This is a genomic window from Pseudomonas sp. TE3728 (assembly GCF_056279145.1).
The window spans coordinates 6,351,907-6,368,813 of record NZ_JBWBQT010000001.1 but is presented as its reverse complement, the minus strand read 5'-3'; the positions used below and the strand labels follow the sequence as shown (position 1 = coordinate 6,368,813).

Sequence of the window (16,907 nt, the reverse complement as noted above, 5' to 3'; positions counted from 1 at the left end):
TAATCCTGATGCTTAGGCTTGAACAACCTTTGAGCGTCTAGCCCTCAGCAGAACGGCAACCCCCAAAATGGCGGAAAGGATCGAGCCCAAAAGCACTCCTACTTTTACCTCGTCTATCAGATGCGGAGCACCTGGGAATGCCAATACCCCTATAAAAAGGCTCATCGTGAATCCAATACCGCACAAGAGTGCTATTCCATAAAGCTGAAGCCAGCTGCAACCCTCGGGTAGTTTTGCCAAACCTAAGCGAATAGCTAGGACTGCCAGGCCGAATATTCCTATTTGCTTACCTAGCAATAGCCCTAGAGCTATCCCCAGCGGGACCGGATCAATTAGATTATTTGGCGAGATACCAGCAAGGGATACGCCGGCATTGGTAAAACCGAAGATCGGCACAACCGCGAAAGCTACCCATGGATGCATTTTCTCTTCGAGATAGAGAAGTGGTGATTTACGCTCGTTATTCGGATCACCCAGCGGTATGCAGAGGGCAAGAATGACGCCAGCCAAGGTCGCATGGATACCGGATTGGAGCATGAAAAACCATAGCAACCCGCCTGCTGCCACGTAAGGAAGGAGTCTTCTCACGCCACAACGATTTAGTACCACCAGGAAAACAGTAACCCCCAGCGAAGCCAGCAGCATGCCGACGGACAGCCCACTGGTATAGAACAGGGCGATGATGAGTACTGCCCCAAGATCATCAAGAATCGCTAGTGCGGACAGAAAAATTTTCAAGGAAACGGGAACACGCTTGCCGAGCAATGATAGGACGCCCAAGGCAAACGCGATATCGGTTGCGGCTGGAATGGCCCATCCACTGATGGTCTCAGTGTTACCCCAGTTGACGACGATGTAGATTAAAGCAGGTAACAGCATACCGCCGAGAGCGGCGAAACCTGGAAGAGAGCGCTGGCTCCAGGTCGATAACTGGCCTACCAGCATTTCCCGCTTGATCTCTAGGCCGACCAACATGAAAAAAATAGCCATCAGACCATCATTAACCCAGTGTTCTATCGAGAGCCCGGAGATTTTGATTTGCAGTGTCGAGAAGTAAGCGGCAGACCAAGTAGTGTTTGCCACGACGAGCGCTGTCAGAGCAGCGGCCATCAGGATCAAGCCACCTGCTGATTCAGCGGCGAGAAATCGAGAGAGAAAAGCCAGAGTGGAAGGTGACTCACGATGGGTATGGGTTATACGCAGAGGCGAAGGATCACGGCTCATAGGCAAGGGACTCCCGCGAGGCGGCCCGACCTACGCTAAATAAAACCTGCCCTACCGCGCTTTTGCGGTGGCACCCAGGGCGACATTCTACACAAAAAGTTTATCGTTGAGTGGTCATGATGAAAGTGCCATACACCCGTGCCGAACAGAGCCGGATTCTTGCTGCAATCCGGTGTCAATATAATGCGGCCCATCGTTTATTTGGCTAGGTTCTCCCGGGGGCGCCTGTTTCGGAAGGTGTATAGATGCCTGAGAGGCATCACACCAGGCTCAAAAGATCGCAGCCTGCAGCAGCTTCTGTTCAAGCATCCTTTCTCCCCGTCTGGACTGCCTGTCCTATTTTGGGACATTTCCTACATCCCCCTCCGTATTACCTCCTTTAACGTGCAGGTGTTTCAAGGCTTTTCGATCTTACTTTTAGTTTGGAGCAGTTGATGAAGACTCAACGTGTGTTTTCCCGTACGCGTCGTTCCGTGTGCCTGCTGGTCATGGCCGGCGCCTTGAGTGCCTGCGCCAGTGCACCGATTCCGGAGCAGCAGATCACGTTGTCTCGCGACGCGCTCAACCGGGCGGTGTCCGCCGAAGCGACCCAATACGCACCGCTGGAAATGAAAGCCGCACAGGACAAGATGTTCATGATGGAACGTGCTCTGGGCGAGAAAAACTATCCCCAGGCCAAACTGTTGGCTGAGCAGATCGAAGCCGATGCCAACTTGGCCGAGAGCAAGGCTCGATCCGTGAAGTGGCAGAAGCAACTGACTGACGCACGCAATGGCATCCAGGTGCTCAAGCAGGAAATGCTGCAAGACCCGATCAGCGGTTTCAATACGCCGTCCAGCACTCAATAAGGAATTGTCCATGCGTACTTTTATGTTGTTACCCGCTGTTTCTGCGGTTGCTGTGTTACTCACCGGCTGCGCAACGCCTCCGGAAAATGCGCAGCTGCTTGACGCTCGCCAAAAATTTGCCGACCTACAACACAAGCCGGAATCGAGCACCCTCGCGGCCATCGAAACCAAGGACGCATTTACTGCGCTGAACAAGGCCGATCAAGCGTCCCTCAAAGACCGCAAGGCACCGGAGATCAATCAGCTGGCTTACTTGGCGGCGCAGAAAATCAATTTGGCCGAACAAACCATTGCCGGACGCAAGGCTGAGGTCGACCTGAAAAAAATCGATGCCGAGCGTACTCAAGTGCAACTCGACGTGCGTACCCAACAGCTCAAGGCCCTGCAAGCGATGAAGGCACAGAAAACCGAGCGCGGCGAAGTCGTGACGTTCGGCGATGTGCTGTTCGACACCGGCAAAGCCGATCTGAAATACGGCAGCCAGCGACAATTCCGGCAACTGGCGGACTTCCTGCAAAACAATCCAGAGCGCAAAGTCCGGGTCGAAGGCTTTACCGATAATGTGGGAGGCGATGATTTCAACCAGCGGCTCTCCGAGCGTCGCGCTGCCTCCGTGGCCACGGCGCTGGTGCAATTGGGCGTTGATCGCCAGCGGATCGCCACCCAGGGTTTCGGCAAGCAGTATCCGATTGCCGACAACGGCAACGCTCAGTCCCGTCAGCACAACCGTCGGGTCGAGGTGATTGTGTCCAACGGTGCCGCGATGGTGGGCACTCGCAATTGAGGTAAAAACGGGAGAGCCCCGCTTAAAAAAACCGCTGACCGGAACTGGCAGCGGTTTTTTTATGGATCTCGTCGCTTAGCCGCCAGCATTCGTTACGATCAAAATTTGTCCACAGCGTGAGAGTGGTTGGTAGTGCTGAAGGGAAAACGAGATGCGCGCTTATGAACATGTTCTATCCGCGCTCGGAAAACAGGGTGCGAGCCTACGCACCCTGTTCTGGGTTACGCAGGAATCATCAGCGCGGAGGCGGTTAAAGGAGGAAGCCAACTCCCAGGCACAAGGGAGCACCAAAATCAGAGCATGGAGCGACTTCAGTCTTTCAGCACTTTTTGCAGCTCCCCTTCAAGGTGCTTGACCTTAACGGCTCCAACGCGGCCCTTTCATTTCAGGCCCATCATCTTTGTCCATGGCGCGCTGATACCCTGGGCCTAGGCTGGAATAGTGCTGACGTACCCGACGCTGAAGATCGAGACTGTAATCACCACCCCCAGCAGCCACCACAATCAGTCGACTGGGTAGAAGTTGGCGATGACCACCGCTCAGGACGGCCAGTGCGTCCTCGTGGTCCTCCAACATTCGCCCGACCCCACTGGTATCGTTGCACAGCCCAAAGGCGATAAAAGAGGGCCAGTCCCAACCGCTTTCCCGGGTTGAGATTCTGATCGACTCCGCTTGCAGATCAGTAGCGGGCGTGACCAATGCACACGCTCGGTTAACGGTCGGCCAGGGAACACTCGCCTTCCGTAATCCTCGGTGGTAGAACGCGTAAAAATCCCGCTGTGGGTCATTCAGTTTTTGCAGTTGGGTCAAGTGCTGCGGACCACTGGGCTTACTCCCGATATCAGCTTTGCCATTTGTACTTACCTTGCCCTGCACCAACGCGACCTTATGCACCACTAGCCCACCCACGTTGACCTCCACGATGATGCCGAAATCCGCCCCGAGATGGGCTTCAGCCGTGGTCCCCCCTAAGGCCAATGTGCCCATGAAAGACGTCACATTGGGATAGCCCATGGCGTCGATTCTCGGTCCCGCCCAGCGCTCGAGTTCCGTACGAAAACTGTTCAAAAAGCCTCCCGTAGAATGCTCTTCGTGCGCATCGGCTAATGACAGGTCCTTGGAAAACCGGCCCAGTACAGCGCCCATTGCACCCAGTGCACGACATGTCCAGGTTGGGTTAACTGGTGCGCCAGGTGATACCAGCGATCCACTGGATCGGGATCTTGCTGTACCGCTCGTTGGACGGGTGACGTGCAGCCTGCCAGTACCAGCTCTGTGACATCGCTCACAATTGATCTGAAGGAAGCCAATGCCGTGAACCCCACTCCCTCCTCGCTACGCGCTTGTTCCAGGAGGCGCTCAGTTTCTGCAACCCACTGCGCAATCTGCGCCGGCGCGGGCATCGTCTGAAAGAGCAGAGTGCTTGCTACCTGAAGCGCCGCCAATACGTCACGTCGGATCAACTGCTGAAGAATTTTATCCAGGACGGCAGCGGTGGTGCTGCTGACCCAGCCATAGCGCGAGAACGCCTGCTCCAACAGGTCCAGCTGCGCTTGCAGATTCCTGCCAGCCGTCAACCATGTCTTGCCCTGTTCTATCGTCTGGCCGACCTGCTTGCGCTGCCGGGCCACCTCCTCAACGTGGTGATTGTGAGTGGTGACCTGTTGAGTCCGAAGCGCTGTTTCGCTGAGACCACTGGCTTTGCCCTGCTGATCCGCCAATACCTGCGCAGCCGCGGTAACCTCCTTACTGGCCTGAAACCATGCTATTGGTTGGCCCCAGCGGCCTTCGGCCTTGATCGCAAGCAATTGCCTGCTGAGCCCGATGTAGCGCCTCCGAGGCCGGCCGTAGGGCGTTTTTTAGCTCAATCGCCTCGGTAGTTCGTTGCAACCAAGGCAATTGATCGTGTGTTTCGTGTGCTTGTCGCAATCTTAAGGCCACCTCATCAGCGGCAGCGCGTAAGGTCGATTGAACACGGTTGAAACTGCCTATGACATCGGCGGAAAGAGCTGCACGCATGTATGAAACACATCCTGGTGAGTGGTCACAACGTCAGCGCCACTGTAGCGCAGAGGCTGGATCACGCACTAGCAAAAAGCCATCGCTTAAATGCTTGGCTCGCGCGTGAGCCTGCGCGATCCCAGGTGGCGAGCCGGTGCATCAGCTGACAACCCTCCGGTCATCGCATGGCATGATCCGCTGCATGAATTCGTCAAAAAACGGCACCGTGAACGCCGTGTCCCCATGACCGGGGCTCCAGATCATCCCTTTGCCGATCAAGCCATTTCTGAGCGGCGCGACGGCTTGGACTCGACGGCCTCGACGGTCGGCAATCTCGCCCGAGCGGTGCGGCCCCGGGCCAAGGTCAGCCATAGCTCGCAGATACTGCTTTTCCGTCGGCGTTAGACGGTCAAAGTAGGCCCGAAAAAAACGCTCATCAAGCGATACGATAGCTGGAGTCCAAGCCCGCTCCACGTCGGCCAACGAGATGGGGCTTGTTGATGCCGCATCCCATGCATGGCTGGCCCACGCCTGGAGAAAAAACGGATACCCTCGTGTCTTCTCGACGATCAGGTCGACCGCCTCCGCGTCGAAGGCCACCCCCTCCTCTGCAGCCGGCTGCACAATGGCCTGGGCAGCCTCGACCTCAGACAGTGGGCCAATGGCCGGATAGTCAAACAACCGCTCGGCGTACGCCTTGGCGTTGCCCACTCGAGCCCGAAGCTGGGGCAGGCCAGCGCCCACCACCATGATGGGCAAACGGGATTGCGCGCAGCGCTGTAAGACGACGATCAGGCCGGAGAGCTGGGCCGCTTCGATACAGTGAAACTCATCGATAAACAGCACCAGCGCGGAGCTGGCCTGCTTAGCCGCCAAACCGGCGTGTTCCAGCAATGTGGTGAAACCGCCCTCCAGGTGGCCGTGCTCAGCCAAGCCCGCCGCTTCGGTGTCAAAATCCAGGTCAATTAGCCTGTCGTTGAGCGGCCCCTCCAGCGCCTGGGTAAAACCCGCCAGGGCGCTTAATGCACGCTGGGCGGTGTCTTGCGCCGCCTCGATTTGACTGAGGTGCAGCAGCACCAGTCGTAACTGAGGCGCCAGCACCGGGGGCAGTGATCGCTGTTCAGGGTCGTCAATCCAGAGGGTGTGCACGCCCTCGCCTTCTGCATCGAGGCGCATTTGCTCGAGCAGCACGGTTTTACCGACGCCGTGCAGGCCGACCATCAGCACGCTCTTGGCCGATCGGCCCACCCGCAGGCGCGCCATGCCAATCCGCACCCGCTCACGCAAGGCCTCTCGCCCCGCTAGCACCGGGGGTGGTAGGCCTGCGCCTGGCATGTAGGGATTGCTAATGGGGTTCATAAGCAGACCAAAGTTAGTGAAATTATGCTGACAACATAAACCAACTAACATCTTTATAAATTGGTAAATGTTAAACCCCGAAAGAGCAGACAGGCCCCATAAAGCCGGGTCAATGTTTGTCTCTACTAGGCGAAACTCGATATATCCAATCGACCTGCCAACGTTGTGCCGCCCAGACACTTTTCGGCCAGGAACTCCGTCATTCTAGCCGTTAACCGCGGCACTCGCCGGTGCCTACTCCGGCGATGAATAAACAACGAATACCGGAGGAACGTCATCAGCAAAGACAACTACGCTAATAAGAAGCAAATCGCCTTGTTGGCGGCTAACACGCTTGTTGTACCGAGCTTAACGGCAAAAACGGCAAATAAATGCGCTGACACGGGGTAACTCCGGCTTACCCCGCGTCAGTAATCGTCGGCGAAACGCATAGCAGGCAGGGTTTGATAGCCCGTAATTACATGACTCATGACACAGTACGAAATCGTCGGGAGAGCGACCATGGCCCGCGGTGGCATTAACAAGGCGCTGGTCAAAGAGGCCTGCACTGCCCTGCTCCAACGCGGACGCCGGCCGAGTATCGACGCGGTGCGCATTGAGCTCGGCAACACCGGTTCGAAAACCACCATCGCCCGCTACCTCAAGGAAATCCAGGCGGTGCCGAGCAGCGCCGTGCTCAGCCCCCAAGAACGCGTCAGCGCCCCGCTGCTGGCGGTGGTTGCCTCGCTGAGCGAGCAACTGGCGCAAGAGGCCGAGGTGACGCTGATCCACGAGCGTGAGCAATTTGCCGCGGAACGCACAGACTTACGCACCAACCTGTCCCAGCGCACCCGCGAGCTGGAACAGGCACAGATGCAAATCCACGACGTGGCCGCCGAACTGGCGCAGGCACGAGCCCAAAATGAGACGTTGTGCACGCAGTTGGTTGCCGAGCAGCAGCTGACGGCGACGCTGCAGGCCAAAGTGCAGGAGCTGCGCACGCAACTGGCAGAAAAGCAGAACCAACTGCAGACCCTGAACGAGACCAGCGCCCATGCCCGTGAGTCTTTGCTGCATTTTCGCGAGGCGAGCAAGGAGCAACGCGATACCCTGCTGCACCAACATGAACAGCAAGTGCAGCAGGTCGAGCAACAGCTACGGGCGGTGGCGCGGATACTGGACAGCAAGCAGGACGACGTCGTTGGCCTGAGCCGTGACAATGAACGCTTAACCAGCGAGCTGGTCGCCAGCCGCAAACAGACCCAGCACGAGGAGCGCCAAGTCGACCAGCTGACCCAGCAATTGGCCGAACGTGGCCACGCCCAGGATCAGATCAATGCCCGATTGATTCGTCTCAGCTCACAGCTGGAACGTGCGACTGCGCGCAACGACGTGTTGCAACAGACGCACACCAGCACCTTGCTCGAGAATGAACGGTTGCAGCAGCGCTTGCTTGAACTCGAAGCACGACAGCCCTGAGCGATCAGTACCTATTGATTCAGTGAACGTTACAACCTAAAGGATGCGTCATCGAGCGCATCAGAATCGGTCCATTCAGACCTTATTCAACCGGTTGCATGACTGTTTCGGAGCACAGACGCACGGCAACTCAGTATGCGTGGAAACCGGAAGACTCACCTCATCAGCAACCCAGTTGTACCTCGGGAGCTTAATCGGCCCCGCTGAGATGCAGCTTCAATCATAATTCCCCGTAGGCCGGTACATGATGTGCCTATGATGATTAAAGGGCGTTCGGGGCAAACCTGGAAGCACTGGCAACGCCTTTGGCACTTCCATCAGCAGGCCAAGCTATCGCGCTGTTTCCACCCCTCGGAACTCGCATGCGTAGTGAGTTAGGATGGACTGTTGAAACTTACTGGGTACGGAAATTCCGCTGCGACGTTAGGCGCACTGAGGCCAGGCTAAACAAGTATTCTGGTCCGGAATTACCATGCACCATGCAAGTGATAGGCCCAAGGCACACAGTGGCAAAACCGAAACAGCACGAACTTAATAAATTCATCAAGTTTATGTTCAGAACACAATTTCGCTAAGTTCATTTGCTTTCACCGGCTATCCCCTAGACTTCACCGCGTTGATCTTTACGACTGCAAATGACTGCCACGACATGTACACTGATTGACACGCCCTGTTCACCCCTTTTAAATCTACCCTTACGAATCATCAAACAGTAGCTTTTTCCAAGTCCAAACTCGCAGAGTTCCGTCAACTCGAAAAATATCTGTGATAGATCGGCGCAATTCGGAACACACCCGGAGGTTAGTTTGCACAACGTCAGCATTGAGTGTGCTTTCTCAGAGAGGAGCCGGTAACTGGTAACCGTCTAACGCAATAGGCATACCCTTCCAAAGCTTGCTTTGTCGCAGCCATATCCGCCTTACCTTAAGTGGCCATTGGAGAGGCCAACGCCCACGCACCACAGCGATGTAAGTCATGAGCCCAGAATCGACCTCAATCAGAATCCACAGCAGTAATGCGCGTTGCGCTTCAACGTCATCCAGCCAATTGAGCGCCTTGATCCCGTCGAGTAAATAGAAATAGACCTCAAGCTGCTCCTTAAACTCTTCGACAGTGCCTGGCCAGTTTTTGAATGCATACAGATCAAAATCCCGCGACAGCAGGTTTTTCAGCAGGCCGTACAACTCAGCATAGAAATCCCGTAACGGTGCTTGCAGGCATGCCAAGTAGAAGAAATGACTGAAATTCATCTGCAACCATTTTCGGTGCATCGCAAACCTGTTCGACCGCGTCCTGAGCAAGATAATCATCAAACCCAAACAAGGCCAATCCACCCGGCTGAACAACAGGGACGAAGTACTACTGTCGAACGCGCCCAAGGGTTGGCCACCTACTCGTATGCCTTCGGCGAGGCAATCCCAATCCTGTCTCTTCCCAGCATCGTCGGACAGTGCTAACCACAGGGGATTATCAAAAAGCGCTTTAAGCGAGGGATAGTCCGCATACATATCTCTCAGCAAGCTTGGCCGGGGTGTGGCACCTTCAAAATACGCCGCCCATTTCCGATTGGGTTTATCTTCCAATCCCTCATGGTGCTTTTGCCACCAGATTCGCAAGCTATACGGCTTCCTTCGACATCCAGCTAAATCGCATAACGTCCTCACCAATGCCTTGGCCCTCAGGTGCCCAACAACATGGTCAACGCGGGTTGCTAACATGATCGTTCCACCTCTCTGCCGGTCCATTACATGTCAGTCGTGCACGCTGTGTATCCTTGTGTATCCATTCATATGATTGATTTCAAACACTTTTCCTTTCTGAAAAAAAAATCGTACACGCGCTTTTTTCGCAAATAAGTACAGGTAAAAATAAAACCTCATCCAGCCAACGTCCAATATCCAAAACAGGCGCTCGGCAATATGTAGTAGAACTACAAGTTCATAAAATTGACGGTAACCATGAACCACGGTTCTAGCTTGGTATGACAGTGTTGGTATTGAGCGCGAAGAGACCGCTTGAGGCGGTACTGGTACCCTATGAGGTGCCGTTAATGCGAGAAAACAGGAGTTTTTATGCCTATCTTAGACGCTCCTAGGGAATGCCCAATAAAGTCTCACTACGGCAAGCACTCAGTGTACTTTCCCTCTCAGAAAAACCAGACACAGATCGTGTGCGATAGCACACTGGAAGCCGATTATTGCGTTCTACTGGAGTTTGAGCCCACGGTGGAGCGCTACCAATCTCGACCTGGCATCTTCAAAATCAGCGTCGACGAACGAATCCACGATTACACCCCCGACTTCCTGGTAGAAACTACCGAACTGGTTTACTACACCGAAATCAAACTTGACTTCACCAAACTTTCCGCCCGAGTCAATGCTAAATTACAGGCCGCCAGTTGCTACTTTAATCAGCTGGGTCGCTTATTAAGATTCGCCGACGAGAACAGCATTCGTCGAGGTGAGTACCTGCGGAACTTAAAATATCTGTACTTGCACTCTTTCAACGTTGGGGCAGATGAGCGCGGCGACTGCGCGAGGCAATTAGAGGCACTCACCTTGCCGATCCGGCTGGGGGATCTGTTGACGAAACAGAACGGCCCCAGCACTCGCTCCATTTACAAAGCAATATTCGACCAAGTCCTAATATTCGATTTGCGTCAACGACTGACAATCAATACGCAACTAGAGGTCCGCAACGATGGACATCAGCATTCCGAAAGTTGGTGCTCAGTATAAATTGGATAACCAGGTGTATGAAATCATCTCAATTGTCGACGATAGCATTTCACTATGCTCACTGATTCATCAGTACCACCGCTACCTTGACGTCAACCTGTTTGCATCAATGGAGCAGCGCGGCGTCTTAGTAAAACATCAACAGGCGCCGACGGACTTGACCGAGGCGGCGCAATTGATGTCACTCCCCCCTAAACAACGAGGACATTTCAACTACCGTCGCTGCTATGTCGATGCTTATGACAAGTCATCCCATGGTCGGTTATCAAAAGTGGCGACCCAGGAACTGATTGGCCATGTGGCCAAAAAAATCGACGATCATCACCCGCCCAGCGTATCGACGGTGTGGCGCTGGACGCACAAATATCGCATGAGTAATCGAAATCCCTTTTCGATACTCAAGCGCTACGACACCAAACGCATAAAACGCATTCTTCACACAACAGAGGAACTCATAACCCATTATATCCAAACATCTTACCTGCAGCGGGAATGTCCAAGCGTTATGCATGTTTACCAGCTACTAAAGTCGCAAATGACGGTGGAGAACAAAGAGCGGCATAGATATGGAGCCTTAACCCTCGAAATACCTTCATACGCCACATTCAGACGGCGAGTTCTAGCGTTGGACCGCTATTGGGTGACCCTAAAGCGTCAGGGATTGAAAGCTGCGCAGCGCATTCATAAATTTGGAGGGCACTTGTACGTGGAGAATGATCTATACGGTAACAGCCACTTTGATTCGCAGAGAATGGATGTCAATATTATCGATCAGCAAGGCAACTGTATCGGTCGTCCTAGTCTATCGGCATTCTTAGATCTTGCTTGGCGTGGGTGCTCAGGGCATGACATCGACATCGGGTCGCCCTGTGCCGAAAAAACCATGCGTGCTGCGATCCGAGCCATTATAAAACACGGTAAATTTTCGGCTGTTACCACCGATCATGGCAAGGAAATATTTAATAACTGGATACAAAACACATTCAATACGCTTGGTGTCGTCATCGACTATGTCCCCGTCGGGGATCCCGATGCCAAGGCATTCATAGAGCGTTTTTTTCGTACGGTTAATACGAGTTTTTGCCATAACTTGCCCGGCACAACGAAAAGCAACCCTACCGCCCTGGGTGATTACCCATCACAGGAACTCGCGTGCATGGAACTCGATGACCTGCGTCGTGCATTCGACGCGTGGCTCGAGGTTTACCACAATACGTACCATTCTGGCTTAAACACCAGCCCGGCAAAGAAACGGGAAGAGCTGGAACAGCTGTCTCCTCCGCCAGAACATTATTCCCTGGAAGACCTGCAACAACTGTGTCTCAGCGTTTGGCGATTGAGGATCTCCAGAGGCAGAGTGCAATGCAAGCAGCTGTTTTGGACCGGGCCCGGACTTCCGGAAATTGCTCAACGACTGACACCCAAACAGACCGCCATTGTCTATTTTAACCCTTGCGATCTTGGCACAGTCTGGGTCGCCCATCCCGACAGTCCCAAAGAGTGGCACCCAGCCTATGCGACTCGCAGTAATTATCAGAATGGTTTGACCCTTACTGACCATGAAGAAGTCGTGCAGGCATTCAAAGATGAGAAAAAGAAGTTTGATGATAGTCAAGCCTGTCAGAAAAAATACGAACTGAACCAGATGCTTGAATCGTTCAAAGACCAATCACGTAAAAAACGGGTAAAGAAAAAAACCAAGCATTCGCTATCGTCAGCACTATCAACATCGCCAAAGAGCGGGCCAACATCCTCGCTTGACTTGACAGACTATCCTACCTTCCGCGTCAAGGGTGATCATCATGAATAAGGAAGCGCAAGACAAATTGTTGCAGTTCAAGGCATTTACTATCGCACATCCGCAGTTTCGTGAGGCATTGGATACTCTTCACCGCTCTATACAAGCCACCCAACTCCGAGGCGAACCAAGCTGCTCGTTATTGCTGGGTGCCCCCGGCACGGGCAAGACACGTATGTGTCAACAACTTACGAGCGAATTTGGGCCACGAACGATTATGCGTACAGATGGAGGAATACAGGACATCTATCCTTCGATTTATTGCGGAATCCCTAACAATGTAACGATCAAGGGTGTGGTCATTGCCCTGCTACAACGATTTGAGACCTACAACCTATACCAGCCGATGGCGTCTCTGGAACATCGCCTGATGAACTTATTAAAGAACTGCCAAACAAAACTCATCATACTGGATGAATGGCAACACTTGTTACGCCGCGGGGCTGCGCGAACACAGGAAACAGTCTGCGATTGGGTTAAGGTACTCACCGACATATTTTCGGGCGAAGTCGTGTTAGCGGGCACACCGGAGTGCGAGCTGATTATAAAAAACCACCAAGCCTTGGCTGGCCGCTTCCCTTACTTGGCACATCTTCACCCTTTTACCTTGAGTTCGCCAGAAGACTACAACGACTTCGTGCGGCTGATCAGAGCTTTTGCCCAGGAAATAGTTAAGACAATGGAGTTCGAGGAGATCCCACCCCTAACAGACGAAAAGCTGATTTTGGCTTTGTATGCCATAACCGGTGGAAACATGCGTTCCATTCGAATCCTGTTATACGAAACGCTGAGTGACGCCTTGGAGCGGAACGATAAAAACCTACTGGTATCCGACTTTGAGGTTGCTGCCGAACGCATAATTTTAAGCACACGCCTGACCAATAACAACCCGTTTACCATGACACTCAGCCAGCTTCGAAAAACCCTATATAAATAGGTATCAATCATGTTTCGCTTGAACTACACCCCATTACCTTTGCCCAACGAGAGCGCTGTCAGCATGTTACTGCGCTGCGCCACTATCAACGGATATAAAAGCCTTAAACTCCTTAATCGCGCCTTTGAACTGGAGCTAAATGATAATGTTGCGCGACTTTGGCAAGGATGCGCCACTCACCGCCTCCTCACACGACACTCCGCGATAACGCCTGAGGACAAGGCCCAGATAGACAACGCCTTTCATCAATTGACACATGAAAAAGGAAGGAACTTCATGAACATCCACGGGGTGACATTTCCCGCGTCGATCTTGAGACAGGAATTGGCCCTGTGCCCAACTTGCATCCGCACCGGATGCCTCAACCGAATGCACATCTACCGTTGGTCAGACGTTTGCCCTCTACACGGTGAGAGCTTTCTCCAACGTTGCCCACAGTGCAGTAGTCCGTTTCAGTGGTTGAAGCTTGACGATTTTTATTGCCCATGCGGTTTCGATTTGCGCACCGCACCCACGACTCTACAAGAACACCACTCCAGCAAAATCATTGATCGCGCCATGTCAGAGAATAATAATGAATTTTTCTCATTGCTCATGGCGTGCATGAACGCACTTCGGTATCTGTCGACAACCGACAATCGCGCCATGCTTTTAGATGTCTGCGTTAATATTGCTGATGGAAAAAAATCGTCTTTTTTTGAGGAAATGTTCAAATTACAGAAAAAAATGCCTTCTCTGCATCGTCGCGCCTTGGTCGCGCCCTTTATCCTGAGTCAGCATCCGATCCTCAGCGGATATGGTATGGAATATTACTTTGTCACACAACAATCAAAACCTGCAGGACATCCAGTTGATTGTAGTTGTGGGAATTTATTATTCACCGACAAGGAACTTGAATTTGTGTTTGCAACCAAGGAAAACGTCACCCAGTTAAAGTTAGATAAACGCTGCATCTCCGCCCACAATCGGACAATCTTCCAAACAACCTTGTACAACTGCCCTGACATGTGCGCCTCGCTAATCAACCATAATGCCATCACCTGGGATGAAAAAGATAAAATCACAATAAAACCATCACCATCAAAGCTGCTCAACGTCAACGAGGCAGCAGAAGTCTTGCACACCAGCACTGCCAGAATCCGTAAGCTTGAACGAGCAGGGTTATTAAAATCAGTCGTACTGCATAAGATGGAAGGATTATTCACAACTCTACCCTTGATCAAAGAATTCAATGATAGGTATATATTGAAATCAGAAATCCGCTCGAGAACCACACTAAAGCCTGCTGTAGTCAATTACTTTCTATCTCAAACTTCCCCTTTAAAAATAGGTGGTGCGCCTTATGCTGCTGACCTTCCAGTTTACCGGCGAGACAGCCTACCTAAGGAGTTACTGCGCGCAATGAATGACACCGCAACCAATATTATTCAGCACCCACTTGGACCAAACAGCCTGATTACGTTCTCCGAGGCATCCAAACAACTAAAAGTCAATGTTAAAGACATAAAACCTATGTTGGAATTGGGAATTCTTAGAGTTGCGCATACGACAAAACCGAATGGTGCGGTCGGACGAGATTTCTGCACCGGCAACAGTTTGGAAGAAGCGCTAATATGGCGCGCCAGCCATTCCTCCTTGTCTGAAGTTTCCACTAAAGCCAAGTGCAACCAACATCTGGTCCACTCGAGATACATTACCAGTGGTTTCGCCGAATTCATCGAGCTCAGCTGCAATAAATTTGTTACTACAGAAACTGCAGACAAAATCGTCGCTCACTACAAGAAATTTACAACGCTCCATTATTTTGCAAATGAAGCGGGATGCACCATCAAATCAATTTCAAAACTCATATTGAGTGAAAAGATTTTCGCACTACCCAGCGACGACCCTAACTATATAAATGGACAAATTATCTTTGACCGAATTCAAGCAAAGCAAGCCCTGTCCGAATTCTACTCAGCAAAGCCTCGATCCATTCGAATCGCGTCAAAGGACATTCACTACATTTGACGACGCCAACCGTTTCACACAATCGTGGAACTCATCCGCGCCAACCAGAAATATATTATTCAACCGAAACCATCACTAACTCAAAGCGCATTCTTGAATTAACGCAACCGGGCACCCAACCGGCTACTTCCAATGCATTCATACAAAGCAGCTAACACGAAGCGCCTATTATCTGATCTCGGTTAAGCACGCAAGCGAACAATAACCGGCATTGTATTTTAACTTACCTACTCTCTATTAGCACATTTTCAAGCGAGGTTTTATGGGATTTTATAGCAACTAACTATCATCGAGCCATCCAGAGCAGAAATCACTCATACCAACGTGCACACCACAAATAAAGCGATCGAGCTATTCCTGAGCTCGATCATGATTGCGCTCTTACTTTACATCCCCCGCCTATAACTTCCGACCTCACGCGCCGAACGCCTTAACCTCCCCGCACCTGCGTGCAGTCTCAACTCAAACGACCGAAACGCTCGCCGATTTCATTTGAAACGGAAAAAAAAATCATTTCAGGTGGGAAAATTCTCGCCAACCTATTGATTTGCCGTACCCTTCGATTCTATCCATACTGAGAATTCATGCCTGCACACGGCCGTTGACTGTTTCCCCATGCGCAAACTTTTGTACCTGACCCTCTCCATGGCGTTGATCGCCACCCTCACGACCTACGCCATGTGGGCCGCGGACCGTCCGGTGGGTCATTACCTGTCGGATTTGCGTATCAGCCTTGCGGTCGATCAGGGCACCCCCGCCGATCGCGGCAATCTGCTGGGTATCCAGCCCGAGCTGTTCCCCACCGATTATCAAAGCCCCGAACGCTTGCACCGCAAGCTCGCGGCTTACTTGCAGAAGGCTCAGGATCAAGGCCTGCTGAATGAAAAAACCATCGTCGTACTGCCCGAACATGTCGGTACCTGGCTGATGATCAGTGGCGAAAAAGATGAGTTGTACCAGGCCACTACGCTCAAGGAAGCGATGAACTGGCTGGCGGTGAGCAATCCGTTGCAGTTCATCCGCGCCCTGATCAGTGCCGAGGGCGGTAGCCGTCTCGACGATGCGCACTTGCGGATGAAAGCCAAGAAAATGGCCAAGAGTTACCAGGCGCTGTTCGGCGGCTTGGCGAAAGAATTCGGCATCACTCTGGTGGCGGGTTCCATCGTGTTGCCCGAGCCGAGTGTCAGCGATGGCACCCTGAAGATTGGCCGCGGTGCCCTGTACAACAGCAGCGTCGTGTTCGGTCGCGACGGTTTGCCGATCGGCCAGCCGCAGCGGCAAATGCACCCGACTTTCGCTGGTCACGACACCGTCGATGCCAATTCCGAACACACGATCAACGTCGTCGACACACCGGCCGGACGCTTGGGCGTGTTGATCGGCAGCGACAGTTGGTATCCGGAAAACTATCGCAAACTCGACGATCAAGGCGCGCAATTAGTGGCGGTCCCGGCGTTCGTCGTCGGGCGCGGGTCTTGGGACCAACCGTGGCGCGGCTACAAAGGCCAGTCCACTCCGAGCTCTGTCAGTCTCAAGGCTGGCGAACTCAGCGAAGGTCAGGCCTGGCATCGGCTGACGCTGATTGCCCAACCGTCCGGCAGCCAGGCCATCGCCGGCATGAGCGTGTTCCTGCGCGGTCAGTTCTGGGACAAGGGCAGCGCCGGTCAAAGTTTCCTCAGCAGCAACGGGCAACAATTCGCCGACGGCGATGCCCGGGGCGCGCGTTTGCTGAACCTCTGGCTGTAAGCCG

Annotated in this window: 13 protein-coding genes; 8 read left to right on the top strand and 5 right to left on the bottom strand. The window is 52.9% G+C overall.

The window, feature by feature from the left end; genetic code table 11:
- Positions 1-12: 12 nt before the first annotated feature.
- Positions 13-1,224: a Na+/H+ antiporter NhaA gene (nhaA, locus tag ACZ89R_RS28205; RefSeq protein ID WP_429547435.1), complete on the bottom strand. Its 1,212-nt coding sequence runs from the start codon at positions 1,222-1,224 to the stop codon at positions 13-15.
- 434 nt (positions 1,225-1,658) lie between these two features.
- Between nhaA and ACZ89R_RS28200 the strand changes: the two genes are divergently transcribed.
- Positions 1,659-2,072, top strand: a complete 414-nt coding sequence (locus tag ACZ89R_RS28200) for a DUF4398 domain-containing protein (protein WP_429547436.1) — start codon at positions 1,659-1,661, stop codon at positions 2,070-2,072.
- 10 nt (positions 2,073-2,082) lie between these two features.
- On the top strand, positions 2,083-2,856 hold the full coding sequence (locus ACZ89R_RS28195; RefSeq protein WP_429547437.1) for an OmpA family protein: 774 nt from the start codon (positions 2,083-2,085) through the stop codon (positions 2,854-2,856).
- 357 nt (positions 2,857-3,213) lie between these two features.
- Here ACZ89R_RS28195 and ACZ89R_RS28190 read toward each other — a convergent pair whose 3' ends face one another.
- The 3 genes from ACZ89R_RS28190 to ACZ89R_RS28180 form a co-directional block, all read right to left on the bottom strand.
- Positions 3,214-3,924: a hypothetical protein gene (locus ACZ89R_RS28190; protein ID WP_429547438.1), complete on the bottom strand. Its 711-nt coding sequence runs from the start codon at positions 3,922-3,924 to the stop codon at positions 3,214-3,216.
- Positions 3,925-3,959: 35 nt separating this feature from the next.
- Positions 3,960-4,664, bottom strand: coding sequence for a hypothetical protein (locus ACZ89R_RS28185; RefSeq protein WP_429547439.1), 705 nt, complete (start codon positions 4,662-4,664; stop codon positions 3,960-3,962).
- Positions 4,665-5,016: 352 nt separating this feature from the next.
- Positions 5,017-6,192, bottom strand: a complete 1,176-nt coding sequence (locus ACZ89R_RS28180) for an ATP-binding protein (RefSeq protein ID WP_476241501.1) — start codon at positions 6,190-6,192, stop codon at positions 5,017-5,019.
- Positions 6,193-6,717: 525 nt separating this feature from the next.
- Here ACZ89R_RS28180 and ACZ89R_RS28175 point away from each other — a divergent pair.
- Entirely contained in the window at positions 6,718-7,674 is a 957-nt protein-coding gene (locus ACZ89R_RS28175; RefSeq protein ID WP_429547440.1) for a DNA-binding protein, read from the top strand.
- A gap of 836 nt (positions 7,675-8,510) precedes the next feature.
- On the opposite strand, the gene ACZ89R_RS28170 is transcribed toward ACZ89R_RS28175, so the two are convergent.
- The gene (locus ACZ89R_RS28170; RefSeq protein WP_429547441.1) at positions 8,511-9,290 is read right to left on the bottom strand and encodes a hypothetical protein; all 780 of its coding nucleotides are present in this window, start codon (positions 9,288-9,290) and stop codon (positions 8,511-8,513) included.
- Positions 9,291-9,746: 456 nt separating this feature from the next.
- On the opposite strand from ACZ89R_RS28170, the gene ACZ89R_RS28165 reads away from it, so the two are divergent.
- From ACZ89R_RS28165 to ACZ89R_RS28145, 5 genes are all read left to right on the top strand, one after another.
- Positions 9,747-10,412 carry a restriction endonuclease gene (locus ACZ89R_RS28165; protein ID WP_429547442.1) on the top strand — a complete coding sequence of 222 codons (666 nt, stop codon included), beginning with the start codon at positions 9,747-9,749 and terminating at the stop codon, positions 10,410-10,412.
- Positions 10,375-12,222 carry a hypothetical protein gene (locus ACZ89R_RS28160; RefSeq protein WP_429547443.1) on the top strand — a complete coding sequence of 616 codons (1,848 nt, stop codon included), beginning with the start codon at positions 10,375-10,377 and terminating at the stop codon, positions 12,220-12,222. The genes ACZ89R_RS28165 and ACZ89R_RS28160 overlap by 38 nt, the downstream gene beginning before the upstream one ends.
- Positions 12,215-13,147: a TniB family NTP-binding protein gene (locus tag ACZ89R_RS28155; protein ID WP_429547444.1), complete on the top strand. Its 933-nt coding sequence runs from the start codon at positions 12,215-12,217 to the stop codon at positions 13,145-13,147. The genes ACZ89R_RS28160 and ACZ89R_RS28155 overlap by 8 nt, the downstream gene beginning before the upstream one ends.
- Before the next feature lie 9 nt (positions 13,148-13,156).
- On the top strand, positions 13,157-15,157 hold the full coding sequence (locus ACZ89R_RS28150) for a hypothetical protein (protein WP_429547445.1): 2,001 nt from the start codon (positions 13,157-13,159) through the stop codon (positions 15,155-15,157).
- A 615-nt stretch (positions 15,158-15,772) separates the two neighbouring features.
- Positions 15,773-16,903 (top strand): carbon-nitrogen hydrolase family protein, encoded by a 1,131-nt coding sequence (locus tag ACZ89R_RS28145; protein ID WP_429547446.1) that lies wholly within the window; start codon positions 15,773-15,775, stop codon positions 16,901-16,903.
- Positions 16,904-16,907: the final 4 nt, after the last annotated feature.

What these genes read in the sequence shown, in the direction of transcription:
- nhaA (WP_429547435.1), bottom strand. Translation starts at nt 1,224, where the DNA reads ATGAGCCGTGATCCTTCGCCTCTGCGTATAACCCATACCCATCGTGAG.
- ACZ89R_RS28195 (WP_429547437.1), top strand. Translation starts at nt 2,083, where the DNA reads ATGCGTACTTTTATGTTGTTACCCGCTGTTTCTGCGGTTGCTGTGTTA.
- ACZ89R_RS28180 (WP_476241501.1), bottom strand. Translation starts at nt 6,192, where the DNA reads ATGCCAGGCGCAGGCCTACCACCCCCGGTGCTAGCGGGGCGAGAGGCC.
- ACZ89R_RS28165 (WP_429547442.1), top strand. Translation starts at nt 9,747, where the DNA reads ATGCCTATCTTAGACGCTCCTAGGGAATGCCCAATAAAGTCTCACTAC.
- ACZ89R_RS28160 (WP_429547443.1), top strand. Translation starts at nt 10,375, where the DNA reads ATGGACATCAGCATTCCGAAAGTTGGTGCTCAGTATAAATTGGATAAC.
- ACZ89R_RS28200 (WP_429547436.1), top strand. Translation starts at nt 1,659, where the DNA reads ATGAAGACTCAACGTGTGTTTTCCCGTACGCGTCGTTCCGTGTGCCTG.
- ACZ89R_RS28145 (WP_429547446.1), top strand. Translation starts at nt 15,773, where the DNA reads ATGCGCAAACTTTTGTACCTGACCCTCTCCATGGCGTTGATCGCCACC.
- ACZ89R_RS28155 (WP_429547444.1), top strand. Translation starts at nt 12,215, where the DNA reads ATGAATAAGGAAGCGCAAGACAAATTGTTGCAGTTCAAGGCATTTACT.
- ACZ89R_RS28150 (WP_429547445.1), top strand. Translation starts at nt 13,157, where the DNA reads ATGTTTCGCTTGAACTACACCCCATTACCTTTGCCCAACGAGAGCGCT.
- ACZ89R_RS28175 (WP_429547440.1), top strand. Translation starts at nt 6,718, where the DNA reads ATGGCCCGCGGTGGCATTAACAAGGCGCTGGTCAAAGAGGCCTGCACT.